The sequence below is a fragment of the Pseudomonas imperatae genome, assembly GCF_057128625.1.
Genome location: NZ_JBSKHP010000008.1, coordinates 162,783 through 184,189, shown reverse-complemented (window position 1 = coordinate 184,189; position 21,407 = coordinate 162,783). Strand labels below are relative to the sequence as shown.

30 protein-coding genes and 1 tRNA gene are annotated in these 21,407 nt (G+C 63.2%); 10 read left to right on the top strand and 21 right to left on the bottom strand.

The window, feature by feature from the left end:
• Window positions 1-73: 73 nt before the first annotated feature.
• Genes rplT through thrS form a run of 4 tightly spaced genes read right to left on the bottom strand, consistent with a single transcriptional unit; the run spans window position 74 to window position 3,188 of the window.
• The gene (gene rplT, locus ACWKWX_RS12645; protein WP_002553161.1) at window positions 74-430 is read right to left on the bottom strand and encodes a 50S ribosomal protein L20; all 357 of its coding nucleotides are present in this window, start codon (window positions 428-430) and stop codon (window positions 74-76) included.
• Window positions 431-459: 29 nt separating this feature from the next.
• Window positions 460-654, bottom strand: coding sequence for a 50S ribosomal protein L35 (rpmI, locus tag ACWKWX_RS12640; RefSeq protein WP_027620572.1), 195 nt, complete (start codon window positions 652-654; stop codon window positions 460-462).
• A gap of 60 nt (window positions 655-714) precedes the next feature.
• Entirely contained in the window at window positions 715-1,266 is a 552-nt protein-coding gene (infC, locus tag ACWKWX_RS12635) for a translation initiation factor IF-3 (RefSeq protein ID WP_176572446.1), read from the bottom strand.
• Window positions 1,266-3,188 (bottom strand): threonine--tRNA ligase, encoded by a 1,923-nt coding sequence (thrS, locus tag ACWKWX_RS12630; RefSeq protein WP_416425649.1) that lies wholly within the window; start codon window positions 3,186-3,188, stop codon window positions 1,266-1,268. Before thrS ends, infC begins: the two co-directional genes overlap by 1 nt.
• Window positions 3,189-3,519: 331 nt before the next feature.
• Here thrS and ACWKWX_RS12625 point away from each other — a divergent pair, with 331 nt between their 5' ends.
• Together ACWKWX_RS12625 and ACWKWX_RS12620 are read left to right on the top strand one after the other, a co-directional pair.
• Window positions 3,520-3,825 (top strand): hypothetical protein, encoded by a 306-nt coding sequence (locus ACWKWX_RS12625; protein WP_483827875.1) that lies wholly within the window; start codon window positions 3,520-3,522, stop codon window positions 3,823-3,825.
• 287 nt (window positions 3,826-4,112) lie between these two features.
• Window positions 4,113-4,325, top strand: coding sequence for a cold-shock protein (locus ACWKWX_RS12620; protein WP_003234260.1), 213 nt, complete (start codon window positions 4,113-4,115; stop codon window positions 4,323-4,325).
• A 68-nt stretch (window positions 4,326-4,393) separates the two neighbouring features.
• Here ACWKWX_RS12620 and ACWKWX_RS12615 read toward each other — a convergent pair whose 3' ends face one another.
• Window positions 4,394-4,723, bottom strand: coding sequence for an I78 family peptidase inhibitor (locus ACWKWX_RS12615; RefSeq protein ID WP_416425651.1), 330 nt, complete (start codon window positions 4,721-4,723; stop codon window positions 4,394-4,396).
• A 119-nt stretch (window positions 4,724-4,842) separates the two neighbouring features.
• The gene (locus ACWKWX_RS12610) at window positions 4,843-5,145 is read right to left on the bottom strand and encodes a hypothetical protein (protein WP_416425652.1); all 303 of its coding nucleotides are present in this window, start codon (window positions 5,143-5,145) and stop codon (window positions 4,843-4,845) included.
• A gap of 191 nt (window positions 5,146-5,336) precedes the next feature.
• Between ACWKWX_RS12610 and ACWKWX_RS12605 the strand changes: the two genes are divergently transcribed.
• Window positions 5,337-5,528: a hypothetical protein gene (locus tag ACWKWX_RS12605; protein WP_416425654.1), complete on the top strand. Its 192-nt coding sequence runs from the start codon at window positions 5,337-5,339 to the stop codon at window positions 5,526-5,528.
• A 176-nt stretch (window positions 5,529-5,704) separates the two neighbouring features.
• On the opposite strand, the gene rbsD is transcribed toward ACWKWX_RS12605, so the two are convergent.
• The 7 genes from rbsD to ACWKWX_RS12570 form a co-directional block, all read right to left on the bottom strand.
• Window positions 5,705-6,109, bottom strand: coding sequence for a D-ribose pyranase (gene rbsD / locus ACWKWX_RS12600; protein WP_473003664.1), 405 nt, complete (start codon window positions 6,107-6,109; stop codon window positions 5,705-5,707).
• Window positions 6,106-7,026: a ribokinase gene (rbsK, locus tag ACWKWX_RS12595; protein WP_483827874.1), complete on the bottom strand. Its 921-nt coding sequence runs from the start codon at window positions 7,024-7,026 to the stop codon at window positions 6,106-6,108. Before rbsK ends, rbsD begins: the two co-directional genes overlap by 4 nt.
• A gap of 16 nt (window positions 7,027-7,042) precedes the next feature.
• Window positions 7,043-8,068 carry a LacI family DNA-binding transcriptional regulator gene (locus ACWKWX_RS12590; RefSeq protein WP_416425657.1) on the bottom strand — a complete coding sequence of 342 codons (1,026 nt, stop codon included), beginning with the start codon at window positions 8,066-8,068 and terminating at the stop codon, window positions 7,043-7,045.
• Between the two features lie 3 nt (window positions 8,069-8,071).
• Complete coding sequence (locus tag ACWKWX_RS12585; protein WP_416425658.1) at window positions 8,072-9,064, bottom strand: ABC transporter permease; 993 nt, start codon at window positions 9,062-9,064, stop codon at window positions 8,072-8,074.
• Entirely contained in the window at window positions 9,061-10,614 is a 1,554-nt protein-coding gene (locus ACWKWX_RS12580) for a sugar ABC transporter ATP-binding protein (RefSeq protein ID WP_416425659.1), read from the bottom strand. Before ACWKWX_RS12580 ends, ACWKWX_RS12585 begins: the two co-directional genes overlap by 4 nt.
• A gap of 60 nt (window positions 10,615-10,674) precedes the next feature.
• Window positions 10,675-11,631 carry a sugar ABC transporter substrate-binding protein gene (locus ACWKWX_RS12575; RefSeq protein WP_416425661.1) on the bottom strand — a complete coding sequence of 319 codons (957 nt, stop codon included), beginning with the start codon at window positions 11,629-11,631 and terminating at the stop codon, window positions 10,675-10,677.
• A gap of 241 nt (window positions 11,632-11,872) precedes the next feature.
• Complete coding sequence (locus tag ACWKWX_RS12570) at window positions 11,873-12,097, bottom strand: YgdI/YgdR family lipoprotein (protein ID WP_483827873.1); 225 nt, start codon at window positions 12,095-12,097, stop codon at window positions 11,873-11,875.
• 136 nt (window positions 12,098-12,233) lie between these two features.
• Here ACWKWX_RS12570 and ACWKWX_RS12565 point away from each other — a divergent pair, with 136 nt between their 5' ends.
• The 3 genes from ACWKWX_RS12565 to ACWKWX_RS12555 all read left to right on the top strand — a co-directional run bounded on the left by ACWKWX_RS12565 (window position 12,234) and on the right by ACWKWX_RS12555 (window position 14,049).
• Window positions 12,234-12,533 (top strand): DUF1654 domain-containing protein, encoded by a 300-nt coding sequence (locus ACWKWX_RS12565; protein ID WP_416425663.1) that lies wholly within the window; start codon window positions 12,234-12,236, stop codon window positions 12,531-12,533.
• Window positions 12,534-12,612: 79 nt separating this feature from the next.
• The gene (locus tag ACWKWX_RS12560) at window positions 12,613-13,677 is read left to right on the top strand and encodes an endonuclease/exonuclease/phosphatase family protein (protein ID WP_416425665.1); all 1,065 of its coding nucleotides are present in this window, start codon (window positions 12,613-12,615) and stop codon (window positions 13,675-13,677) included.
• A 36-nt stretch (window positions 13,678-13,713) separates the two neighbouring features.
• Window positions 13,714-14,049 (top strand): hypothetical protein, encoded by a 336-nt coding sequence (locus ACWKWX_RS12555; RefSeq protein ID WP_416425666.1) that lies wholly within the window; start codon window positions 13,714-13,716, stop codon window positions 14,047-14,049.
• Between the two features lie 126 nt (window positions 14,050-14,175).
• Here ACWKWX_RS12555 and ACWKWX_RS12550 read toward each other — a convergent pair whose 3' ends face one another.
• Window positions 14,176-14,688: a GNAT family N-acetyltransferase gene (locus tag ACWKWX_RS12550; RefSeq protein ID WP_483827872.1), complete on the bottom strand. Its 513-nt coding sequence runs from the start codon at window positions 14,686-14,688 to the stop codon at window positions 14,176-14,178.
• Window positions 14,689-14,747: 59 nt separating this feature from the next.
• On the bottom strand, window positions 14,748-15,320 hold the full coding sequence (locus ACWKWX_RS12545) for an SPOR domain-containing protein (protein WP_416425669.1): 573 nt from the start codon (window positions 15,318-15,320) through the stop codon (window positions 14,748-14,750).
• A gap of 270 nt (window positions 15,321-15,590) precedes the next feature.
• Here ACWKWX_RS12545 and ACWKWX_RS12540 point away from each other — a divergent pair, with 270 nt between their 5' ends.
• A complete protein-coding gene (locus ACWKWX_RS12540; RefSeq protein WP_416425671.1) occupies window positions 15,591-15,884 on the top strand; it encodes a DUF6388 family protein in 294 nt (97 codons plus the stop codon).
• 26 nt (window positions 15,885-15,910) lie between these two features.
• The gene (locus ACWKWX_RS12535) at window positions 15,911-16,054 is read left to right on the top strand and encodes a hypothetical protein (protein WP_416425672.1); all 144 of its coding nucleotides are present in this window, start codon (window positions 15,911-15,913) and stop codon (window positions 16,052-16,054) included.
• A 139-nt stretch (window positions 16,055-16,193) separates the two neighbouring features.
• Here the strand turns inward: ACWKWX_RS12535 and ACWKWX_RS12530 are convergent, their stop codons facing one another.
• The 4 genes from ACWKWX_RS12530 to ACWKWX_RS12515 form a co-directional block, all read right to left on the bottom strand.
• The gene (locus ACWKWX_RS12530) at window positions 16,194-16,838 is read right to left on the bottom strand and encodes an SPOR domain-containing protein (RefSeq protein WP_473003676.1); all 645 of its coding nucleotides are present in this window, start codon (window positions 16,836-16,838) and stop codon (window positions 16,194-16,196) included.
• Between the two features lie 193 nt (window positions 16,839-17,031).
• Window positions 17,032-17,220, bottom strand: a complete 189-nt coding sequence (locus tag ACWKWX_RS12525; protein WP_416425678.1) for a hypothetical protein — start codon at window positions 17,218-17,220, stop codon at window positions 17,032-17,034.
• 158 nt (window positions 17,221-17,378) lie between these two features.
• Window positions 17,379-17,726 (bottom strand): hypothetical protein, encoded by a 348-nt coding sequence (locus tag ACWKWX_RS12520; protein WP_416425680.1) that lies wholly within the window; start codon window positions 17,724-17,726, stop codon window positions 17,379-17,381.
• Window positions 17,727-17,884: 158 nt separating this feature from the next.
• Window positions 17,885-17,961, bottom strand: a tRNA-Val gene (locus tag ACWKWX_RS12515).
• A 175-nt stretch (window positions 17,962-18,136) separates the two neighbouring features.
• Between ACWKWX_RS12515 and ACWKWX_RS12510 the strand changes: the two genes are divergently transcribed.
• Window positions 18,137-19,420 carry an NAD(P)/FAD-dependent oxidoreductase gene (locus tag ACWKWX_RS12510; RefSeq protein ID WP_416425682.1) on the top strand — a complete coding sequence of 428 codons (1,284 nt, stop codon included), beginning with the start codon at window positions 18,137-18,139 and terminating at the stop codon, window positions 19,418-19,420.
• A gap of 41 nt (window positions 19,421-19,461) precedes the next feature.
• On the opposite strand, the gene ACWKWX_RS12505 is transcribed toward ACWKWX_RS12510, so the two are convergent.
• Window positions 19,462-20,076 (bottom strand): peptidase C39 family protein, encoded by a 615-nt coding sequence (locus tag ACWKWX_RS12505; protein ID WP_483827953.1) that lies wholly within the window; start codon window positions 20,074-20,076, stop codon window positions 19,462-19,464.
• 280 nt (window positions 20,077-20,356) lie between these two features.
• Between ACWKWX_RS12505 and ACWKWX_RS12500 the strand changes: the two genes are divergently transcribed.
• The gene (locus tag ACWKWX_RS12500; protein WP_473003680.1) at window positions 20,357-20,524 is read left to right on the top strand and encodes a hypothetical protein; all 168 of its coding nucleotides are present in this window, start codon (window positions 20,357-20,359) and stop codon (window positions 20,522-20,524) included.
• A gap of 94 nt (window positions 20,525-20,618) precedes the next feature.
• Here the strand turns inward: ACWKWX_RS12500 and ACWKWX_RS12495 are convergent, their stop codons facing one another.
• The gene (locus ACWKWX_RS12495; protein WP_483827871.1) at window positions 20,619-21,371 is read right to left on the bottom strand and encodes a TerC family protein; all 753 of its coding nucleotides are present in this window, start codon (window positions 21,369-21,371) and stop codon (window positions 20,619-20,621) included.
• Window positions 21,372-21,407: the final 36 nt, after the last annotated feature.

The window sequence follows — 21,407 nt, the reverse complement described above, 5'->3', positions numbered from 1 at the left end:
AGGCTCTTCCCCTGTTTATGACGTTTAACACCCGAAGCCGTGGAAAACGGCCCCGGGTGATTGTCGTGGGTACTTAGGCCAGAGTGGCTTTAGCTTTCTCGACAATCGCAGCAAACGCCGCTTTTTCGTTCACTGCCAGATCAGCCAGAACCTTACGGTCGATCTCGATGGACGCTTTTTTCAGGCCAGCGATGAAACGGCTGTAGGACAGACCGTTTACACGAGCACCAGCGTTGATACGGGCGATCCACAGAGCGCGGAACTGACGCTTCTTCTGACGACGGTCGCGGTAGGCGTATTGGCCTGCCTTGATGACCGCTTGCTTGGCAACACGGAATACGCGCGAACGCGCGCCGTAGTAGCCTTTAGCCAGTTTCAGAATCTTTTTGTGACGCTTACGGGCAATGACGCCACGCTTTACACGAGCCATGAGTAACTTCCTCTATCTTTGACCGAAAATTAACGAAGGCGCAGCATGCGCTCGACTTTTGCAACGTCCGATGCGTGCAGCAGGCTGCTGCCGCGCAGTTGACGCTTACGCTTAGTCGACATTTTGGTCAGGATGTGGCTCTTGAAAGCGTGCTTGTGCTTGATGCCGTTAGCGGTTTTCAGGAACCGCTTAGCTGCACCACTCTTGGTTTTCATCTTTGGCATGTTCGGATACTCCGCATTCAGTTGATAAACATAACCGCAAGGCCTGCCGTGCCCTGGTGGTTATTTCTTTTTCTTGGGGGCGATGACCATGATCAGCTGGCGTCCTTCCATCTTAGGATGCTGCTCGACGGAACCGTACTCCAGCAGGTCTTGTTCGACGCGCTTGAGCAGCTCCATCCCCAGCTCCTGGTGTGCCATCTCACGGCCGCGAAATCTCAACGAAATCTTGGCCCTGTCCCCATCACTAAGGAAACGTACCAGGTTGCGTAGTTTTACCTGGTAATCCCCTTCCTCCGTCCCTGGACGAAACTTGATTTCTTTTACCTGGATCTGCTTCTGGTTCTTCTTCGCCGCAGCAATCTGCTTCTTCTTCTCGAAGATCGATTTGCCGTAGTCCATGACTCGGCAAACCGGAGGCACTGCGTCGGCAGAAATTTCTACCAGATCCAGCTTCGCTTCTTCAGCGATACGAAGCGCTTCATCAATCGAGACGATGCCAACCTGCTCGCCGTCAGCGCCAATTAACCGAACCTCGCGTGCCGAGATATTCTCGTTGATCGGGGCTTTCGGTGCAGCTCGTTTATCTTGTCTCATTTCACGCTTAATAATAATTACTCCGAATCTTGGCGACCACGCCGGGAAACCGCTTGTGCGAGGAACTCGGTGAACTGGGCGACGGGCATGGAGCCCAGGTCTGCACCTTCACGGGTACGCACAGCGACAGTTTGCGTTTCGACTTCCTTGTCCCCGATAACCAGGAGATAAGGAACCTTGAGCAACGTATGCTCGCGGATTTTAAAGCCGATCTTTTCATTTCTCAAGTCAGACTTGGCACGGAACCCGCTTTCCGTCAGATTTTTTTCCACGGATTGCACAAAATCGGCTTGTTTATCAGTGATGTTCATGATCACTGCCTGGGTTGGCGCCAGCCAGGCCGGGAACGCACCTTCGTAGTGCTCGATCAGGATACCGACGAAACGCTCGAACGAACCCAGGATTGCACGGTGCAGCATGACCGGATGCTTGCGACCGTTGTCCTCGGACACGTACTCGGCGCCCAGGCGGATTGGCAGGTTGAAGTCCAGCTGCAGCGTACCGCACTGCCAGACGCGACCCAGGCAATCCTTCAGGGAGAACTCGATTTTCGGACCGTAGAACGCACCCTCGCCCGGCTGCAGGTCGTACGGCAGGCCAGCAGCGTCCAGCGCGGCGGCCAGGGCGGACTCAGCACGATCCCACAATTCGTCGCTGCCTACACGCTTTTCTGGACGAGTGGAGAGCTTGAGCTGGATATCCTTGAAGCCGAAGTCGCTGTACACGTCCATGGTCAGCTTGATGAACGCGGCCGATTCGGACTGCATCTGCTCTTCGGTGCAGAAGATGTGCGCATCGTCCTGGACGAAGCCGCGCACGCGCATGATGCCGTGCAGGGCGCCCGAAGGCTCGTTGCGGTGGCAGGCACCGAACTCGGCCAGGCGCATCGGCAGCTCGCGGTAGCTCTTCAGGCCCTGGTTGAACACCTGCACGTGGCATGGGCAGTTCATCGGCTTGATGGCGTAGTCGCGGTTTTCCGACTCGGTGGTGAACATGTTTTCGGCGTAGTTGGCCCAGTGGCCAGACTTTTCCCACAGGCTGCGGTCAACGACCTGTGGAGTCTTGATCTCCAGGTAGCCGTTGTCACGCTGCACCTTGCGCATGTACTGCTCGAGCACCTGGTACAGGGTCCAGCCGTTCGGGTGCCAGAACACCATGCCCGGCGCTTCTTCCTGGAGGTGGAACAGGTTCAGGCGCTTGCCGATCTTGCGGTGGTCGCGCTTTTCCGCTTCCTCGATGCGCTGGATGTAGGCGGCCAGCTGCTTCTTGTCAGCCCAGGCGGTACCGTACACGCGCTGCAGCTGTTCGTTCTTGGCATCGCCACGCCAGTAGGCGCCCGACAGCTTGGTCAGTTTGAACGACTTGAGGAAACGGGTGTTCGGCACGTGCGGGCCGCGGCACATGTCGACGTATTCTTCGTGGTAGTACAGGCCCATGCTCTGGGTGTCGGGCATGTCCTCGACCAGGCGCAGCTTGTAGTCTTCGCCACGGGCGGTGAACACGTCGATGACTTCGGCACGCGGCGTGACTTTCTTGATGACGTCGTACTCGGTGTCGATCAGCTGCTGCATGCGCTGCTCGATGGCAGCCATGTCGTCAGGCGTGAAAGGACGCTCGTAGGCGATGTCGTAGTAGAAGCCTTCGTCGATGACCGGGCCGATGACCATCTTGGCGGTCGGGTACAGCTGCTTGACCGCGTGGCCCACCAGGTGCGCGCACGAGTGGCGAATGATTTCCAGCCCCTCTGCATCCTTGGGGGTGATGATCTGCAGGGTGGCGTCGTGTTCGATCAGGTCGCAGGCGTCGACCAGGTTGCCGTCGACCTTGCCGGCGACGGTGGCCTTGGCAAGGCCCGCACCGATGGATGCGGCGACTTCGGCGACCGAAACCGCGTGATCGAACGAACGTTGACTGCCGTCGGGAAGAGTAATGATGGGCATGGCGCCTCCTCTCCTAGTGGTGACCCCTACCAAAGGTCACGTGGGTTGGGATGAGCCAGTACAAGATTCGGCGGTATGCCTGCCTCACAGTGGCAGGAGCCGCTAGGCCAACCAGGACCGAACCAGAGTGACTGGAATAGTAAAAATGGTAACTCGGCATTGCGGTTGCCAAAGGAGCAACCCGCACCTGTCGAGGCCGATCACTCTAGCATATAAAACTACCGATGAGTGGTCGAAACCGGCAGGCTTGCAGGAACTTGATCGCTCGCCTTCACTCTGATGCAGGGCAAGCCATACTTCGAGTCAACCTGAACCCAAGGAGCATTACGGTATGCGTCTTCAATCGCTTTTCCTTTCCCTGGCCGCCTGCGCCGCGATCACCCTGCCCCAGCTGGCCAGCGCCGGCGAGTGGCCTGCGGGGGCGGAGAGCCAGTTCGTGTCGCAGTGCGAGAAATCCGCCGGCGAGCACACCACGGCCGACAAGGCCAAGGCCGCCTGCGCGTGCAGCGACAAGGCCATCACCAGCAAGCTGAGCACCGATGAACTCAAGCAGGTTGCCAACTCGGACAACGGCGTGGACGCCCAGCTGCAGAAGAAAATGATGGACGCCGCTGCCAGCTGCCGCAGCAAAAAATGACCCGTTTTTCCGCCTTGCGTGCTGCTGCATGACCCACAGGGCCCGAAAATGGGCCCTGCATGGGTGAAATCTGTGTTTTTTTTCGGCTTTTTTTTAGCCCGCTTTTTTCCGCCAAACCCAATGAATTCAAGGGTATGGCGGGTTTTGCGGGTCAGGGACGAAAAAATAGCTGAGACAAATGCGCATCTAAAGAGCTATTCGGTCGAACAATTAGACTATGATAGCCCGGTGTGCCCAGTTGGCCTGAGCAGCACAGCACTACTTAATATGTTTCTTGGAGATACACCATGTCTAATCGCCAAACCGGCACCGTAAAATGGTTCAACGATGAGAAAGGCTTCGGCTTCATCACTCCTCAAGGTGGCGGTGACGACCTGTTCGTACACTTCAAAGCTATCGAATCCGACGGTTTCAAAAGCCTGAAAGAAGGCCAGACCGTTTCGTTCGTGGCTGAGAAAGGCCAAAAGGGCATGCAAGCTGCTCAAGTTCGCGGCGAGTAATCTCCCGAGCTAAAAAAAACCCGTCCTGGTGACGGGTTTTTTTGTGCCTGCGATTTGCCGCCAGGCGGTCAGCCGCAGTTGACGCGGGTCACGGTGCCGCTGCCATCGGCGTTGAGGTTCAGGCGGTCGGAGCGGTATTCCAGGGTCATCACGTCATTGGGCTTGAGGATACGGGCGATCTGCGAGCCCGAGCGGGTGCGCGCCTGCTCCAGCAATTGCGGGGTAGCCGGCTTGCCCACGGCGAACTGTGCGCCTTCGGCGTTGCAGCGGCCGTCGTTTGCTACCGCCGGCGAGCCACTCGCCGAACCACTGTCGCCCGAACCACCGCCGGACGATGCACAGCCCGCCAGGGCCATTGCCGCCAGCAGGGTCAACCATGATGCACGCATGCAGGACATGAAGCCTCCTTTGAGAAAATAGAACAGCCCCTGTGCGACAACGCGCGCGCGCAAGGGTTGCATGACACGCAGTCTGCCCCAGCCGTCCGGGGCTGGCGCAGCGCAATCGTGTCTAAATGTTAATAGACGTCGATGTAGTCGAAGGGCGGGTTAGGCCAATTCTGTTTCAAGGCATTGAAGATCTGCTGCACCCACACGTCGTCACAGGCCGCTACCTCGCCCACGTAGCCGGAGCCGGCCGCCCAGGTTTCCAGGCGAAAACACAGGCCCTCGATGTCCTGGCCACCGACCACGGTGGACAGCCAGGCGCGACCGTCACGGCGAACCCGCAACTGGTTGTGGACATGGTCGTCGCCCGCGGCGATCAGCTGGCGCACGGCGTCGAGGGTGAAGGCGTTCGGGTCATTCAAATCGATGTGCACAGGGGTATCCAGCCAGGCAAATAAGCCTGATTTTGGCACGATCCGCGCTTTATGCCTAAGTAGGAGTGCCAAACACTGCCGCAGATGGTTTACTTGGGCTCCCCGTGCAGGCCATTTGCCGCAACGGGGCTCAGCGGCCAGGGAAACGGCCCCGCTGATGCCATTCCCCCTGCTCAGGTAATTCACGCACCATGGCCAACGTAACCCTAGACGCCGACATCAAAGCCAGGTGGCCCCAGGGCCAATGCTCCTACAGCCCGGGCACCCCGGAGGAACTGGCGATCATTGCCATCGACCTGCTGGTCAAGGAACTGGGCACGTCGGCGGCGCAGTCGTTCATCGAGCAGGTGTTCAGCAAACACATCGCCCTAGCAGCCCTGTAGTAGCAACTGTCTTGAAGCGGCGTCGTCTGCATCGTTCGTAGCAGCGGCCGTAGGCCGCGTCCGAACACACCGCGCATCCCCCGGCATACCGCGCAGCAGCCGGACGCAGCCTGCGGCAGCTGCTACGGTGATCGGTGTAGCAGCGGCCGCAGGCCGCGTCCCGCGCCCCGCCGGAGTTAAAAGGTAACGCCCGCTACCAGAATGATGTTGCTGTACGGCTGGCACTCACCGGTACGCACCACCGCGCGGGCCTGGCGGGTCAGTTGCTTGAACTCTTCATGGCTTAGCAACTGCCGTTCACCCAGGGCGCCCTCCCCGTCCAACTGCTGCAACACCCCTAGCGCCGGTGGCTGCGCGCCCAGAACCTCGCGCGCCAGCACGTGGCTTTCCACCTGCATTTCGCTGAGGATCACCTTCAGGGTCGAGACGAAGTCCGGCACGCCGGGCGTCAGCGCCAGGTCGATCAGCTCCACGCCCGCGGGCACCGGCAAGCCGGCGTCACCGATCACCACCAGGTCACCGTGCCCCAGTGAGGCGATCAGCCGCGACAGGGCGATGTTGAGCAAAGGTGTCTTCTTCATGGGCGCGCGAACCCCGCCACGTCTGCCTGGGTCGGAATCGACGGCTGTGCGCCCGCTCGGGTGACGGACAAAGCGGCGGCCACCTGGCCAAAGGCAATGGCCGCACGCTCGCTTTCACCGCGCGACAGCGCTGCGGCAAAGGCGCCGACGAAGGTATCGCCCGCCGCCGTGGTGTCCACCGCCTGCACCGTGGGCGCGGCGAAATGCTCGAAGCCGCTGCCATCGGCGAACAGCGAACCCTGGGCACCCAGGGTAATGATTACCTTGCGCGCACCTCGGGCCAGCAGCCAGGTGGCCGCCTGCTGCGCACTGGCAACGGAATCCACCGTAATACCGGTCAGCGCCAGCGCCTCGCTTTCGTTGGGGATCAGGTAGTCGATGTGCGCGAACCAGTCGGCCGGCAGCGGCGCGCTGACCGGCGCCGGGTTGAGGATCACGGTCTTGCCCAGCTCGCGACCGCGCTTGAGCGCGAACGCTACGGTCGGTGCCGGCACCTCCAGCTGGCAGACGATCACCTCGGCCTGCTGCAACAGCGCATCGGCGGCCGACACCCGTTGCGGGGTGACCTCGCCATTGCCGCCGGCGACGATGACGATGGCGTTCTGGCTGGCGTCATCCACCACGATCAGCGCCACGCCACTGCTGACGTCAGGCACCGCATCCACTGCCTGGCAGTCGATGCCCTCGTCCAGCAACGCCTGGCGCAGCTGCACGCCGTAGGCATCGTCGCCCACGCAGCCGACCATCGCCGTGGGCGCCCCCAGGCGCGCCGCAGCCACTGCCTGGTTGGCGCCCTTGCCGCCCGGCACCGTGGCGAAGCCGCTGCCCACCACGGTTTCACCCGGCTGCGGCAACCGCGGGGCGCGGGTCACCAGGTCCATGTTCAAACTGCCTACTACCACAACTTTCGCTTGCATGTGCCTGCACTCTGTTTCAGCGGTATTCATTGAAAAGGTCCGAACGCGGCGCGGTGGATTCGCGCAACACGATGCTCGGCGCGACGATCTGCTGGCTCACGCCCTCCCCGGCCTTGCCGGCCACGCGCAGCAACAGGCGCTCGGCCGCCTGCTCGCCGAGCTGGCGAATCGACTGGCCCACGGTGGTCAGCGCCGGGTACACGTAACGGCACAATTGGATGTCATCGAAGCCAATCACCGACAGCTCGCCCGGCACGCGGATATTGCGCTCGGCGGCCGCACGCAGCACGCCCATGCCGATCATGTCGTTGGCGGCGAAAATCGCCGTCGGCCGCTGCGGGCCATCCAGCAGCTGGCCGGCCGCCTGGTAGCCACCGGGGCCGCTGAAGTCGCTCTCCAGCACCCGTAGCGGCTGGCTGTCGACGCTGAACTCGGCCAGCGCCCGCCGGAAGCCCGCCAGGCGCATCTGCGCCACGCTGGTGTCCGCCGGGCCATTGATGCAGGCGATGTCGCGGTGCCCCAGCTCCAGCAGGTGCCGGGTGGCCAGGTAGCCGCCCAGCTCGTGGTCGATGCGCACCAGGTCTGCGGCCACGCCATCCAGGCTGCGGTCGACGATCACCATGGGCGTGCGCACCGTGGCAAGGCTGCTGAGCAGGTCGCTGTCCTCGCCCACCGAGGCGACGATCAAGCCGTCGACGCGCTTCTCCAGCAACACGCGCAAATAACTGCGCTGCTTCTTCGGGTCGTCGTCGGAGTTGCACAGGATCACGCAGTAGCCGTTGCGCTCGCAGAAGTCCTCGATACCGCGCGCTAGCTCGGCGAAGTACGGGTTGATGCTGTTAGGCACCAGCAGGCCGATGGTGGCCGTGCTGCGCGCCTTCAGCGAACGCGCCACGGCGCTGGGCACGTAGTCCAGCTGGGCGATGGCGGCCTCGACCTTGAGCCGCACCGGCTCGCTGACCGGCCGCGTCTTGTTCAGCACATGGGACACGGTGGTGTAGGAAATGCCCGCCAATGCGGCCACGTCTTTAATGGTTGCCATGACTCAACTCCGCTTCCGGGCACGCTGGCTACGGTAGGTGTCGAGCACCACCGCCACCACGATGACAGCACCGGTAATGATGCGCTTGGTCGGCTCGGTGGCGCCGATCTGCGCCAGGCCCGCGGCCAACACTGAAATAATCAGCACGCCGAAAAAGGTGCTGATGACCGAGCCGCGGCCGCCCATCAGGCTGGTGCCGCCGATCACCACGGCGGCGATCACCTGCAGCTCCAGGCCGGAACCGGCGTTGGGATCGGCCGCCTCCAGGCGCGAGATCTGGAACAGCGCGGCCAGGCCGGCCAGCAGGCCCATCAGCGAGAACACCAGGATTTTGTACGGCTTGGGGTTGATGCCCGCCAGGCGCACGGCCTCCTCGTTGGTGCCGATGCCGATCAGGTAGCGGCCAAACACCGTGCGGGTCAGCACCGCCTGGGCGAGGACGATCACCAGCAGGGCGATGATGAACGACGGCGAGATGCCCAGCGCGACGGGGTCGGATAACCAGGCGAAGGCATCACCGATGTAGGCGGTGCGCGAGTCGGTCATCTGGTAGGCCACGCCGCGGGCCATCTCCAGCACGCCCAGGGACACGATGAACGAGGGAATGCGCCAGGCCACGGTGATGGAGCCGGTGATGGTGCCGGCCAGCGCCGCGCAGCCCATGCCCAGCACGGCGGCCGGCAGCACGCTCCAGCCCCAGCCGAGAATGGCCACGCTGACCGCCGAGGCCGCCAGCGCCAGCACCGAGCCCACCGACAGGTCGATGCCGCCGATGATCAGCACGAAGGTCATGCCCACGGCCAGCACCATCAGGTCGGGGATCTGGTTGGCCAGGGTGCTGAAGGTGTTGTAGGACAGGAAGTGATCGCTGAGCAGCGAGAACAGCACGATCATGGCCAGCAGCGCGCCGGCCAGGCCCAGGTAGGTGCCCAGGCCGAAGTAGGTGCCGCTGCGCTTGGCCGCAGGCGAGGCCTGGGGCAGTACGGGAGTTTTCATGCAAGGTTCCTGGGCGCTGTATCGCTGACCAGCGCGTCTCGTTTTTGATAGCCGGCAAAGGCTGCCGCCAGCAGTTGGTCCTGGGTCCAGTGGTCGCGCTCGAAGGTGTCGATCAGGCGCCCAGCCGAGAGCACGCCGATGCGGTCGCAGATCAGCATCAGCTCGCGCAGGTCGCTGGACACCACCACCAGCGCCTTGCCCTGGCGCGTCAGTTCGCCCAGCAGCGCGTAGATGTCGAACTTGGCGCCCACGTCGATGCCACGGGTAGGCTCGTCGAACAGCAGCACCGAGCAGTCGCGCTCCAGCCAGCGGCCGATCACCACCTTCTGCTGGTTGCCGCCCGACAGCTGCGACACCAGTTGGTCCGGGCTGGAACTGCGAATGCGCATGGCGGCGATCTGGCGCTGGGCCAGTTCGCGCTCGGCGCCGCCGTTGACCACGCCGCCGGCGGAAATCGCCGGCATGTTGCCCAGGGCGATGTTGGCGCTGATCGACTGCGGCAGCAGCAGGCCTTCGCCCTTGCGGTCCTCGGTGATCAACGCAATGCCGTGGGCCACCGCGTCGGCTGGCGAGCCGATGGCGGCCTTGCGCAGCGGCGCGCCCACCTCGACGTGGCCGCTGTCGGCGGCGTCGGCGCCGAAAATCAGCCGCAGCAGCTCGGTGCGGCCGGCGCCAATCAAGCCGGAAATGCCGAAGATCTCCCCGCGGCGTACCTCGAAGGACACGTCCTTGACCTTGTCCGCGCGGCTGAGGTTTTTCACCGCCAGCACCGGCTCGCCGATGCTGCGCGCGCCCAGGTCGATGTGCTCGCCCAGCTCGCGGCCGACCATCAGGTTGACCAGTTGCTCACTGTTGTACTGGCTCATCTCGTCCACGCACACCAGCTGGCCGTCGCGCAGCACGGCGATGCGCTGGGCCACCCGCGCCAGCTCTTCCAGGCGGTGGGAGATGTAGACGATGGCCACGCCGCGGGCCTGCAGGCGGGTGATCTGCTCGAAGAGCATTTCCACTTCGCGCGAGGTGAGCATGGCGGTCGGTTCATCGAGGATCAGCACGTGGCAATCGCCGATCAGGTTGCGGGCAATTTCCACCATCTGCTGGTGGCCAATGCCCAACTCGCCCACCAGGGTGTCCGGGTCGATGGCCTCCAGGCCCACTTGGGCCATGGCTGCCAGCGCCGCTTCGCGCAAGCGCTTGCGGCTGATCCAGCCGGCACGGCTGGGCAGGTTGTCGAGGAACAGGTTCTCCGCCACCGACAGCGTCGGCAGCAGGTTCAGCTCCTGCATCACCATGCGCACGCCCAACGCCTCGGCGGCCGCGCGGCTGCCGGGCTGATAGGGCTGGCCCTGGTACTGCATTTCACCCACGGTGGCCACTTCCAGGCCACCAATGATCTTCGACAAGGTACTTTTGCCGGCGCCGTTCTCGCCGGTCAGCGCCAGTACCTCGCCACGCACCAGGCTCAGGTCGATGCCAGAGAGCACGGGCTGGGCGTAGGTCTTACCGATACCACTGACCGAGAGTACGACGTTCGGGGCAGCAGCTGACATAGGAATTCTCCAGGCGCCCGCCTCCCGTTACCGGAAGCGCGGGCGCGGCAGTGCAGGGAATCAGGGCTTGGTGACCAGCTCTACCGGGGTTTCGATCACGCCATTGGCGGCGCCATCCACGGGCTCGTGCTTGATCATCTTCAACGCGGCCTGGATGCCGAACACCGCCTGCTTGGCGGCGAACTGGTCGGCCGTGGCCAGCACGCGACCGTCCTTGAGCATTGGCTTGATGGCGTTGATGTTGTCGTAGCCCACCACCTGCACCTTGCCGGCCTTGCCGGCGGCGCGCACGGCAGACACCGCGCCCAGGGCCATGCTGTCGTTGCCGGCCAGCAGGGCCTTGAGGTCCGGGTATTCGCTGAGCATGGCCGACGCCACGGCGTTGGCCTTGTCGATTTCCCAGTTGCCCGACTGCACCGAGACGATCTTCATCTGCGCGGCGTCCATGGCGTCCTTGAAGCCGGCGGTGCGCTGCTGGGCGTTGGTGGTGGTCGGCACGCCTTCGATGATGCCCACCTGGTCGCCGGCCTTCAGCTGCTTGGCCAGGTACTCACCCACCAGGCGCGCGCCCTTGCGGTTGTCGGGGCCCACGAACGGCACGCTGATGTCCTTGCTCTTGAGCACGGCAGGGTCCAGCTGGTTGTCGATGTTGATCACCGTGATGCCGGCGTCCATGGCCTTCTTGATCACCGGCACCAGGGCCTTCGAGTCAGCCGGGGCGATGACCAGCGCGTCGACCTTGGAAACGATCATCTGCTCGACGATACGGATCTGGTTGGCGGTGTCGGATTCGTCCTTGATGCCGTTGGAGATCAGGTCGAAGTCGGCGGCATGGGCCTTCTGGTAGTCCTTGGCGCCGTCTTCCATGGTCAGGAAGAATTCGTTGGCAAGGGACTTCATCACCAGCGCCACTTTCGGCTTGGTGGTGTCGGCAATGGCCTGGGACAGGGGCGCGGCAGCGCAGACGGCGGCCAGGAGGGAGACGGCGAGGAAACGTCCAGCGAATGGCAATTTCATGGGTCACTCCGATCTTATGATTATTGTTTGCAGCGGATATGCGCAGAGATCGTGCTGAAAGGATAAAGCCAGGATCCCTCAACGCAAACGTTTGCGTGAGTGAACTATGCGAACGCCGCGCCACTTTGTCAACGGGTCGCGCGGCTAATTTTGCGGCGCCTGCGAGGTGGGTCACAGGCGTGGGGAAGGTCCTACGGGCGGCTAAACCACCCGGAGTCACAGCATAGCGCAGGTAGGGCCATCAGTCTTCGGGCTTGACCGTGGCCACCTCATCGGCGCGTACGCGCACGTGCTTGCCGGAGACGTCGGTGAACTCGTAGAAACCGTCGGCGCTCTTGGTGTCCGGCTTGGCGCGGGTGATGTACTGGGTGCCGTTCTGCAAGGTGACTACCGTCCGCGTGGAGCAACCGGCGAGGCTGGCAGTGGCCACCAGCACGCTGGCGAAGATCAGGTTCCGGGTATTCATCTGACGTCTCCTGGGGCATGAAGGGGCGCTTCCTACTGCATGAGAGCCGCGAATAAACAGAAAAATTTCCTGGCCGCGCAGCAAATCATGAAATTCGCGGTCAGAAGCGCGCTTCTTCAGTAGACCCGTTGCGAAATTGCCCACAGTGAAATACTGTATGCACGTACAGCAAAATAAGGAATGCTTCGTGGCCAACTCATCTTCAGCCCCTTCCCCGCTCGACAGCTACCAACAGCTGGGTCTGCGCATCTCGAAAATCATCAACGCGCCTACCGCGCAAAAGGCCAAGTCGGCGCTGATTTTCAAGCTGGACCACGAATCGCCCGAGGACTGGGCGCAGCTGCTGGAGGAGATCGGCGAGAACGACAACGTCACCCTCGCCTGGCGTGACGACGGCGGCGTACAGATTTTCTGGGTCGTGCCCAAGGAAGACTGAGCCCGCTTCGCCTCGCTTCTTACAGTGGCGGGCCGCCCCCATGGCCTGCCCCTCCCCTCGTTTTTGATTGGAATCATGCATGTTCAGGAAATTAACCACGGCGCTGCTGGCGTTGATGCTTGTCTGCGGGCAGGCCTTTGCCGATGTGCGCATCGGCACCTGGAACCTGGAGCACCTCAGCGTGCGCCCCGGCAAGGACTTCACCAGCATTGCCAAAGTGGCACAGAACGTCGACTTTCTCGCGGTACAGGAATTGATGAACGAGGACGGCTTGACCGCCCTGCAGAAAGCCCTGGAACAGGCCACCGGGAAGAAATGGTCGGCCATGGCCTCCCACCTTACCGGGCGCAGCTCCTACAAGGAGATGTACGGCTTCGTCTGGCGTGACGACGCTGTCTCCTACGAAGACGGCGCCGTGACCTACCTCGACAAGGGCGACCACTTCGAGCGCGAGCCCTACTCGGCGCGCTTCCGCAACCTGAAGGACAACACCACCTTCGTCGCCGCCACCGTGCACATCCACTACGGCAAGACCGTGGCCGACCGCACCAAGGAAATCGCCGTGCTGGGCGACTACTGGGACTGGCTGAAGAGCGTGTATGACGGCAACACCAACATCATGCTGATGGGCGACTTCAATACCCCGCCCACCTCCACCGCCTGGGCCGGCCTGCGCACCAGCGCGCGCCCGTTGATGCTGCAGGGCGCCAGCACCCTGGCGACCACCGACGGCCAGTTCTCCAACCTGTATGACAACATTTTCGTGGCCAACGAAAGCACCATCAACGTCAAGAGCGTGAAGGTGTTCGACTACCCGGCCTACCTGAAGATGACCAACGCCAAGGGCCGTTCCAGCGTGTCCGACCACGCGCCAATCTTCATGGACGTGGTGATGGGCGGCAAGGCAGCGGGCAAGGCCGCGCCGTTCGCCGCTGCCAAGCCTGCGGCTCCGGCTGCGACCCAGCAGGTGGCCAGTGCCGCCAGCACTGCCGCCGGCGCCGTGCGTGGCAACCGCACATCCATGACCTACCACCGCCCGGACTGCCCGTCATACGGCTCGATCGCCGCCAAGAACCGGGTGGAATTCGACAGCGAGGCCGCAGCCCTGGCCGCCCATTACCACATCGCCGGCAACTGCCGCTGATGCGGGCGCCGCTTTGACATTCAGACGAGGTTATTGATGAGACGTGTGATTCTAGCCATGTTGGCCGTGGTGCTGACGACTGCCGCAGGCAGCGCGATGGCCCGCGACCTGAGCCGCCATGACCGCAGTATGTGCCAGTGGGGTGCAGAGGCTGCGCGCCAGGCGCAGCAGTGGAAGCTGTCGGGGGTGACCCTGTACAGCGCGCGGCGCAAGGTGCAGCAGCATCGCTACAGCCAGCCCTGGATGCGCAAGATGGCCCTTGGCATCACCGAGCAGACCTACCACAGCCGTTCGCGCCTACGGCCCACCGCGGTGAAGCAGACCTACTACCAGGGCTGCGTACGCCACGAAATGGCCCGCCCGCACCGCTGACCCCAGCACCCGCTACACAATCTTTGTGGGAGCGGGTTCTACCCGCGAAAAGCACAGCGCTGTATGCCTGACTCACTGCGGCGCATTCTTCGCGGGTAGAACCCGCTCCCACAGGGAAAATGAGTGTTATCCACGCAGGCGCGCCATGGTGTAGACGTTGACCAGGCGGCCATCACGCACCGCATAGTCGCGCAACTCGCCCTCCACCTCGAAACCGAACTTGCGATACAGCGCCAGCGCCGGCGCGTTGTCGATGTACACCGTCAATTCCACCCGGCGCAGCGCCATCCAGTTGTCCGCCACTTCCAGCGTGGCCGCCAGCAACCGGCTGCCTACGCCCCTGCCCTGCCAGCGCGGCGCCACGCCGATCGCCAGTGAGCCGCCATGGGCAAGGCGCACCCGTTCGTTCTGCCACAGGCCGCAATGCCCCACCACCTGGCCCTGGTCGACCGCCACCAGCGCCACGCGGCGCTCATTGTCGGCTCCGGCCGCCAGGCGCTTGCTCCACATTTCAGCAGTAGACCAAGGCAATTGCAGCACCTGCCGGGCCACGGCCGGGTCACCGTACAGGTGGGCCAGGCCCTGGGCGTGCTGCTGGGTGGCTGCTTCCAGGCTTATATCGTCAGGCGATCCGTTCACGGGCTGCACTCCTTGTCTTTGACGCCCGAGTGTACGGGACCCTCGGCCACCGCGACCAGTCAGTTCGCCTGGTGCTCCACCACCACTGACTTGATACCTTGGGACGCCAGCAGTTGCGCACGCTTCTGCTCGGCCTCTTCCTTGGTCTGGAACGGCCCCAGGTACACCAGTTGCTTGCCGTCACGCTGGGTGACGCTGGCGATGAAGCCGTTCTCGATCAGGCGCGCGGTCATGTCGCTGAGGGCGCCCATGTTGGCGCCATCGACGACCTGCACTTCCCAGCCGTGGGCGGCCTGGGCGGCAGCGGCGCCAGGCTCGGCATTGGCCGTCACTTCCTGGGCTTCACCGCACACTTCGCGCACCTTGGGGTTGTTGCCGTCTTCGTCGATGATGGCGGTAAAGCCATCTTCAGTCTTGATGGCCGCGTAGTTGCGATAGCCTTCGAACTGGCCGGCGGCGTTCTTCTGCCGCACCTGGCCGCAGACATCGCCCTTGGCGGTGGTGCGCACGTTGGTGAAACGCGCCGTCTTGGGATTGTCCAGGTGCAGCAGCACGGCCTTGGCCGACTCTTCCACCGCGCTGCCACAACCGGCCAGCATCAGCACCGCACCTACCACGATCAATTTGCGCACACGCCCACCTCCCGAATATGATCGGCCGATTTTACCACCGATCGTCGCGCAGAGGCCCGCCCAGCCGCGCGGAACCGTGCCATGACGTTACGCTGTAATATGAACGTGATTCTTTCGAAGCGCCGCGCGCAGGACAAGCGATGAAGTTAGTAATGCTGCTACTGCTGCTGGTGTTCGCCCTGATACTGCTGGCGGCCGCGCTGAACGCCGCCGCCCCTTGAACCCCTTTTGCTGCCCAAGACAAGCCTTTACCGCCTTACAGAGACCACCATGATTGCCAAAGACCGCACCCAGCTTGCCCTGGACAAATTCGCCGCTGCCAACCCGCACCTGCTGGAAGAAACCAAGGCCCTGAGCCCCGAGGAACAACAGCAGCAGCTGCAATGGGCGTTCGACGACCAGGCCGAGGAACAGGGCATCGAGCCTTGGGAGCTGACCCTGGAACTGATCGCGCAAAGCCCGGAGGAGCTAAAGGCCATGCGCCTGGAAGTGCACCGGGAAGTGGCCGAAGCCTTGGGCATGAGCTGGGAAGAGTACTGCTCGTTCAACGACATCGAGCCCTGAACCCCCGAAGCAGCTGGAGGCCCCAAATGGACAACGAACCTGAATTCGACCACGGCGACGAAGCACCGCTGAACGACCTGGACGAGGGCGAGGAAGAGGTGGACACCAGCGAGGTGCTGCCGGACGAGTCCGACAGCTATGTCGATGAGGGCATCAACAGCGTCGACTAGGCTCTGTACGAAATGCATCCCAGCTCGCCCATGCTGCGTTGAAAACAGGCTCGGAATGCTCATTTACAACCCGTAAACTCCGCTTCCTCGCCTATTTTCGCCTTGCCTGGCCTTCGCTGGAACACATTTCATACAGACCCTAGCCGTGCACCACGGCGGGCGCGGGCAGGTCGCCTACCCCGCGGTAGCGCACCAGCACGCCGCGCAGCTTGTGGTCACGGCGCAATTGGTCGAGTTTGCGGGTGGCATCGGACTTGCTGTCGAACGGCCCCACGTAGACGCGACTGACGTTGTCCTCCCGCGCCACGTACGGTGCATAGCCGTAGCCCGCCAGCTTTTTGCTCATGGCCGCAGCGGATTCGGCGCTGGTGGAAGCCACCTTCACCGACCACTTCACCCCGGCTATTTCATTCGGCCCCTTGGCAGCCGCCACGGGCGCGGCTGGCGCCTGGGCAGGTGCGGGTGCCGGCGCTGGCAGCGCAGCCAACGGGTAACCGCACACCTGGGCGGCGTCGGCGTTGGTGGCCTGTGGGTCCAGCACTACCTCAAAGCCACCCGCGCCCTTGCGCGCCAGGTAATGCCCGTAGCCCGAGTAGGCGCCGTAGCTATTCTTGCCATTGACCTCGCCGCAGACGCTGCCATCTGCCAGCTCGCGGTCTTCACGAAACTGCGCCGACCCCGGGTCCATCAATTTATAGGCCACGGCCTTGTGGGCGTCCTGTACGGCGCTGTCGCCACAACCGGCCAGCGCCAGGGCGACCATCACAACAGAAAGCGTGCGCATGATGAGACCTCCACGAGGGGACTACACCCATGATTCTAGCAGCGCCGCAGCACAGGGCAGCGCATTCCATGCCAGACCTTGCCTGACTATAGGCCGGGGCGGCGATAGCCGACAAGCGGTCGAGGGGGCGAAGGGAGCGATTTCATGAAAGCGGCGCAGGGGATCAATCGAACTCGGTAGCCATCGCCGCCACTCAGCCCGCTCGGACCGCGAACAAGCCAAACAGCAGCCCCACCAGCGCCCCTACCAGCATGCTGGCAGTGCCCGGGACCAGCGCATTGGCAATGGTTGCGCTCCCGGCCACGGCGGCGACGAGCGTTACACTGCTTAGACGCGCTGGCGCCACGGCAATCGAAAATAGAGAAGGCTTCTTGCCTGGCATGATTGCACTCCTTGGAAAACCCTTGGGCGAGCCGGCACCCGTTGATGCCGGTACAGCGAGTATGAGTACCCGCTGCGAGCACAACAACCCAAGGAATCCAAATCAGAAGCGTCCTACATCACCCATGGAAGGCGTGCGTACGGACGTGCATACAGGCGTTACAGGCAGGTACTCAACGCCGCCAACCGCTGCTGCGACAAGGGCACGCCGCGTTCGGCGAAGTAGGTCACCGAGCTGCCGGCGCCCGCCTGGCGCACGTCGGCGAAGTTCTTCGAATCCACCATCACGGTCAGGCTGCCATCCTTGGCAGGCTCGGTGTGGGAGTCGGCGGCGGCGCCGGACAACACTTCGTCCTGCCAGGAATATTCGATGCACTGGGCCACGTCCTTTGCCGGCTTCTGCGACGTGAACGCGCGGTAGGCGCCTTCGCTGCGCACCTGGTCCATGTTCGCCGACATGCAGCCGCCCAATGAAACCAGCAGCATCGCGCTCAACAGCTTACGCATAGTGTTCCCTCATGATTGGTCTGGGGCGGGACTCTACCATCACGACGGCGCGGATGCTCAGGCGACCCATTGGCAGCCGCAACATTTTCTGCGCGCAACAAAAAAGGCGACCCTTTCGGATCGCCTTTTTCACACCGCCCAGCAGAGCGGATTTTGTTTGGTAGGCGCGATTGGACTCGAACCAACGACCCCCACCATGTCAAGGTGGTGCTCTAACCAACTGAGCTACGTGCCTGCTGTGAGGCGGTATTCTACGGATTTGCCGGGGGCTGTCAACGCCTTTTTGAGCTAACTTACTGAATAACCGAAATTTTTGCTCAAAACACGCTTGCAAGTTAGCGCTGGAATCCGGATTTCATCTCAGGTACGATTCGCCAACACGTCAAAAATATAAAACAGAGGTTGCAGCAATGGCGAACACCCCCTATCCACAGTCCTACTACGCCGCATCAGCCAATGCCGCGCCTTCACGCCCGTCCTTGCAGGATGAAGTGCAAACTGACGTGTGCATCATCGGCGCTGGCTACACCGGCCTGTCCAGCGCACTGTTTCTTTTAGAGAACGGCTTCAAGGTCACCGTGCTGGAGGCCGCCCGCGTCGGTTTTGGCGCGTCGGGCCGCAACGGCGGGCAGATCGTCAACAGCTACAGCCGCGACATCGACGTCATCGAACGCACCGTGGGCCCCAAGCAGGCGCAACTGCTGGGCCAGATGGCCTTCGAGGGCGGGCGCATCATCCGCGAGCGCGTGGCCAAGTACAACATCCAGTGCGACCTGAAGGACGGTGGCGTGTTCGCCGCCCTCACTAGCAAGCAGATGGGCCACCTGGAATCGCAGAAGCGCCTGTGGGAGCGCTTCGGCCACACCCAGTTGGAACTGATGGACCAGCGCCGCATCCGTGAAGTGGTGGCGTGCGACCAATACATTGGCGGCATGCTGGACATGAGCGGCGGCCACATTCACCCGCTGAACCTGGCGCTGGGCGAGGCTGCGGCCGTGGAATCCCTGGGCGGTACCATCTATGAACAGTCGCCGGCGGTGAAAATCGAGCGCGGCGCCAACCCGGTGGTGCACACCCCCAACGGCCGCGTGCGCGCCAAGTTCGTCATCGTCGCCGGCAACGCCTACCTGGGCAACCTGGTGCCGGAGCTGGCGTCCAAGTCGATGCCGTGCGGCACCCAGGTGATCACCACCGAACCGCTGAGCGACGAACTGGCCAAGACCCTGCTGCCCCAGGACTATTGCGTCGAGGACTGCAACTACCTGCTGGACTACTACCGCCTGACCGCCGACAAGCGCCTGATTTTCGGCGGCGGCGTGGTGTACGGCGCCCGTGACCCGGCGAACATCGAGGCCATCATCCGGCCGAAGATGCTCAAGGCCTTCCCGCAGCTCAAGGACGTGAAGATCGACTACGCCTGGACTGGCAACTTCCTGCTGACCCTGTCGCGCCTGCCGCAAGTGGGCCGCCTGGGCGACAACATCTATTACTCCCAGGGCTGCAGCGGCCACGGCGTGACCTACACGCACCTGGCCGGCAAGGTGCTGGCCGAGGCGCTGCGTGGCCAGGCCGAGCGCTTCGACGCGTTCGCCGACCTGCCGCACTACCCCTTCCCCGGCGGCCAACTGCTGCGCACCCCGCTGACCGCGCTGGGCGCCTGGTACTACAGCCTGCGTGACCGCTTGGGCGTGTAAGCTCGGCAATGAAAAAACGGCACCCTGGGGTGCCGTTTTCGTTACTGCGCGCCGAGGGTACGCGTGGCCTGGGCCGCGGCCTGTTCCTGGCCGGCCTGGCCCAGGTCATGGGCAGCCTTGAGCCAGCGCTGGCGATCGACGTTGGCGGGCAACTGCCCTGGCTTCTGCACCAGCACCGCCCAGTGCCCGGCGCTCTTCCAGGCCGAATCGAAGCGGGCGAAATCCATCAACTTGCGCCGATCGTTGCCCGAACGCAGCAGCACATGCTGCTTGTAGCGGTCATAGCCCACCAGCAACGCGTAGCGCGGGCTGGTCCAGACCTTGCCCTCCATGTAGCGCACCAGCACCGGGTAGCCGGCCGCCACCTGGGCAAACAACGCCGGCAAGTCGTCGGCCAGGGGGTAGACCACCATGCCGTATTCCTGGGCCGTGGCCTGCAGGGAGGCCTGCAGCTTGTCCTCGCCGCCCGGCAGGTGCAGGGACTTGTCCAGCAGGCCAGGGGTAATGATCACGCCCTGCTGCGACAGCGCGCTGGCCAGGGCCATGGAGGCGCCCTGCTCGGCATCGCCGCGGAAGAACGGCACGCTGCTCAGCTCGACCCGATCCGGCAGGCCCTTGATGGGCGGTGCCGGCTTGTGGCCGGCGCAACCGGCCATGGCCAGAGCCAAAAGCACCGGAGCGAAGCGTTTGACCAAGGGGGTGTGGAATCGGGCAAGTCCCTGCAAAATTTAGCCTCACTGTCGGTGGAAGGCCGCCCATCGGGCGGCCGGGGCCCTGATCATAGGCCGCAGCCCGGCCGGGGTATAGCGTTTGCGTGCGGTTTCACCCTGGCCATAGAGCCAATCAACCCAAGGCTGCGACCTTTGGTCAATAGTCTGAAACACGCCACCGACTAGACTGTCACCTGTAGTACCCCGAACACACAAGGAGGCACCCATGAGCCTGACCATGGCCATTGTCATGATGATCGGCGCCTGGATCCTGGTGGCCGCCGCCATGCTATGGGGTGTGATGCGCATTGCGCGCCGCCACCAGCACCCTGCCCCAACCAAGCCTGCACGCGACACCACACCCCACGCAACCGCTGACGCTGCACACCTGTAGCCGCTGCCGAAGGCTGCGCTGGCCCCGATCCACCCTGCAGATCTCTCGTGTATTCGAGGGCCAGCGCAGCCTGGCGGCAGCGGCTACGGCCCCTTTATGACACGACCGTGGCTTCACGCTTCTGCCGGGCGCGGCGGCCCAGCATGTTCAAGCCTTCGATCAGCGCCGAGAACGTCATGGCGGTGTACACGTAGCCCTTGGGCACATGGGCGCCGAAGCCTTCGGCGATCAGCGTCATGCCGATCATGATCAGGAAGCCCAGGGCCAGCATCACCACCGTCGGATTGTCGTTGATGAACCGCGCCAGGGGCTCGGCGGCCAGCAGCATCACCAGCACGGCGCTGATCACGGCGATGATCATGATCGGCAAGTGCTCGGTCATGCCCACAGCGGTAATGATGCTGTCGATGGAGAACACCAGGTCCAGCATCAGGATCTGGCAGATCGCCCCCACGAAGCCCATGGCCACCTTGCCACCCACGCTGGCCTCCTGCTGGGCGCGGGGGTCGACGCTGTGGTGAATCTCGCGCGTCGCCTTCCACAGCAGGAACAGGCCACCGGCGATCAGGATGATGTCCTTCCACGAGAACGCCTGGCCGAACAGGTCAATTACCGGCTCCGTCAACTGCACGATATACGCCACGGTGCTCAGCAGGCCCAGGCGCAGCACCAGCGCCATGCCGATACCTATGCGCCGCGCCCGCGCCTGGAACTGCTTGGGCAGCTTGTTGGTAAGAATCGAGATGAAGATCAGGTTGTCGATGCCCAGCACGATTTCCATCACCACCAGGGTGGCCAGGGCGATCCAGGCGGTGGGGCTGGAAGCGAGTTGCAGAAGATAGTCCATGGGGGCGCTGCTCATGCGGTTGAGTGGATAGCGTGC

Coding starts and splice junctions, on each gene's coding strand:
- rbsD (WP_473003664.1), bottom strand. CDS start 6,109: ATGAAGAAGACACCTTTGCTCAACATCGCCCTGTCGCGGCTGATCGCC.
- ACWKWX_RS12615 (WP_416425651.1), bottom strand. CDS start 4,723: ATGTCCTGCATGCGTGCATCATGGTTGACCCTGCTGGCGGCAATGGCC.
- ACWKWX_RS12585 (WP_416425658.1), bottom strand. CDS start 9,064: ATGAAAACTCCCGTACTGCCCCAGGCCTCGCCTGCGGCCAAGCGCAGC.
- ACWKWX_RS12570 (WP_483827873.1), bottom strand. CDS start 12,097: ATGAATACCCGGAACCTGATCTTCGCCAGCGTGCTGGTGGCCACTGCC.
- ACWKWX_RS12510 (WP_416425682.1), top strand. CDS start 18,137: ATGGCGAACACCCCCTATCCACAGTCCTACTACGCCGCATCAGCCAAT.
- ACWKWX_RS12555 (WP_416425666.1), top strand. CDS start 13,714: ATGAGACGTGTGATTCTAGCCATGTTGGCCGTGGTGCTGACGACTGCC.
- ACWKWX_RS12580 (WP_416425659.1), bottom strand. CDS start 10,614: ATGTCAGCTGCTGCCCCGAACGTCGTACTCTCGGTCAGTGGTATCGGT.
- ACWKWX_RS12605 (WP_416425654.1), top strand. CDS start 5,337: ATGGCCAACGTAACCCTAGACGCCGACATCAAAGCCAGGTGGCCCCAG.
- ACWKWX_RS12575 (WP_416425661.1), bottom strand. CDS start 11,631: ATGAAATTGCCATTCGCTGGACGTTTCCTCGCCGTCTCCCTCCTGGCC.
- ACWKWX_RS12625 (WP_483827875.1), top strand. CDS start 3,520: ATGCGTCTTCAATCGCTTTTCCTTTCCCTGGCCGCCTGCGCCGCGATC.
- ACWKWX_RS12620 (WP_003234260.1), top strand. CDS start 4,113: ATGTCTAATCGCCAAACCGGCACCGTAAAATGGTTCAACGATGAGAAA.
- ACWKWX_RS12525 (WP_416425678.1), bottom strand. CDS start 17,220: ATGCCAGGCAAGAAGCCTTCTCTATTTTCGATTGCCGTGGCGCCAGCG.
- thrS (WP_416425649.1), bottom strand. CDS start 3,188: ATGCCCATCATTACTCTTCCCGACGGCAGTCAACGTTCGTTCGATCAC.
- ACWKWX_RS12495 (WP_483827871.1), bottom strand. CDS start 21,371: ATGGACTATCTTCTGCAACTCGCTTCCAGCCCCACCGCCTGGATCGCC.
- ACWKWX_RS12540 (WP_416425671.1), top strand. CDS start 15,591: ATGATTGCCAAAGACCGCACCCAGCTTGCCCTGGACAAATTCGCCGCT.
- ACWKWX_RS12505 (WP_483827953.1), bottom strand. CDS start 20,076: ATGGCCGGTTGCGCCGGCCACAAGCCGGCACCGCCCATCAAGGGCCTG.
- rbsK (WP_483827874.1), bottom strand. CDS start 7,026: ATGCAAGCGAAAGTTGTGGTAGTAGGCAGTTTGAACATGGACCTGGTG.
- ACWKWX_RS12590 (WP_416425657.1), bottom strand. CDS start 8,068: ATGGCAACCATTAAAGACGTGGCCGCATTGGCGGGCATTTCCTACACC.
- rpmI (WP_027620572.1), bottom strand. CDS start 654: ATGCCAAAGATGAAAACCAAGAGTGGTGCAGCTAAGCGGTTCCTGAAA.
- ACWKWX_RS12520 (WP_416425680.1), bottom strand. CDS start 17,726: ATGCGTAAGCTGTTGAGCGCGATGCTGCTGGTTTCATTGGGCGGCTGC.
- ACWKWX_RS12500 (WP_473003680.1), top strand. CDS start 20,357: ATGAGCCTGACCATGGCCATTGTCATGATGATCGGCGCCTGGATCCTG.
- ACWKWX_RS12560 (WP_416425665.1), top strand. CDS start 12,613: ATGTTCAGGAAATTAACCACGGCGCTGCTGGCGTTGATGCTTGTCTGC.
- rplT (WP_002553161.1), bottom strand. CDS start 430: ATGGCTCGTGTAAAGCGTGGCGTCATTGCCCGTAAGCGTCACAAAAAG.
- ACWKWX_RS12530 (WP_473003676.1), bottom strand. CDS start 16,838: ATGCGCACGCTTTCTGTTGTGATGGTCGCCCTGGCGCTGGCCGGTTGT.
- ACWKWX_RS12535 (WP_416425672.1), top strand. CDS start 15,911: ATGGACAACGAACCTGAATTCGACCACGGCGACGAAGCACCGCTGAAC.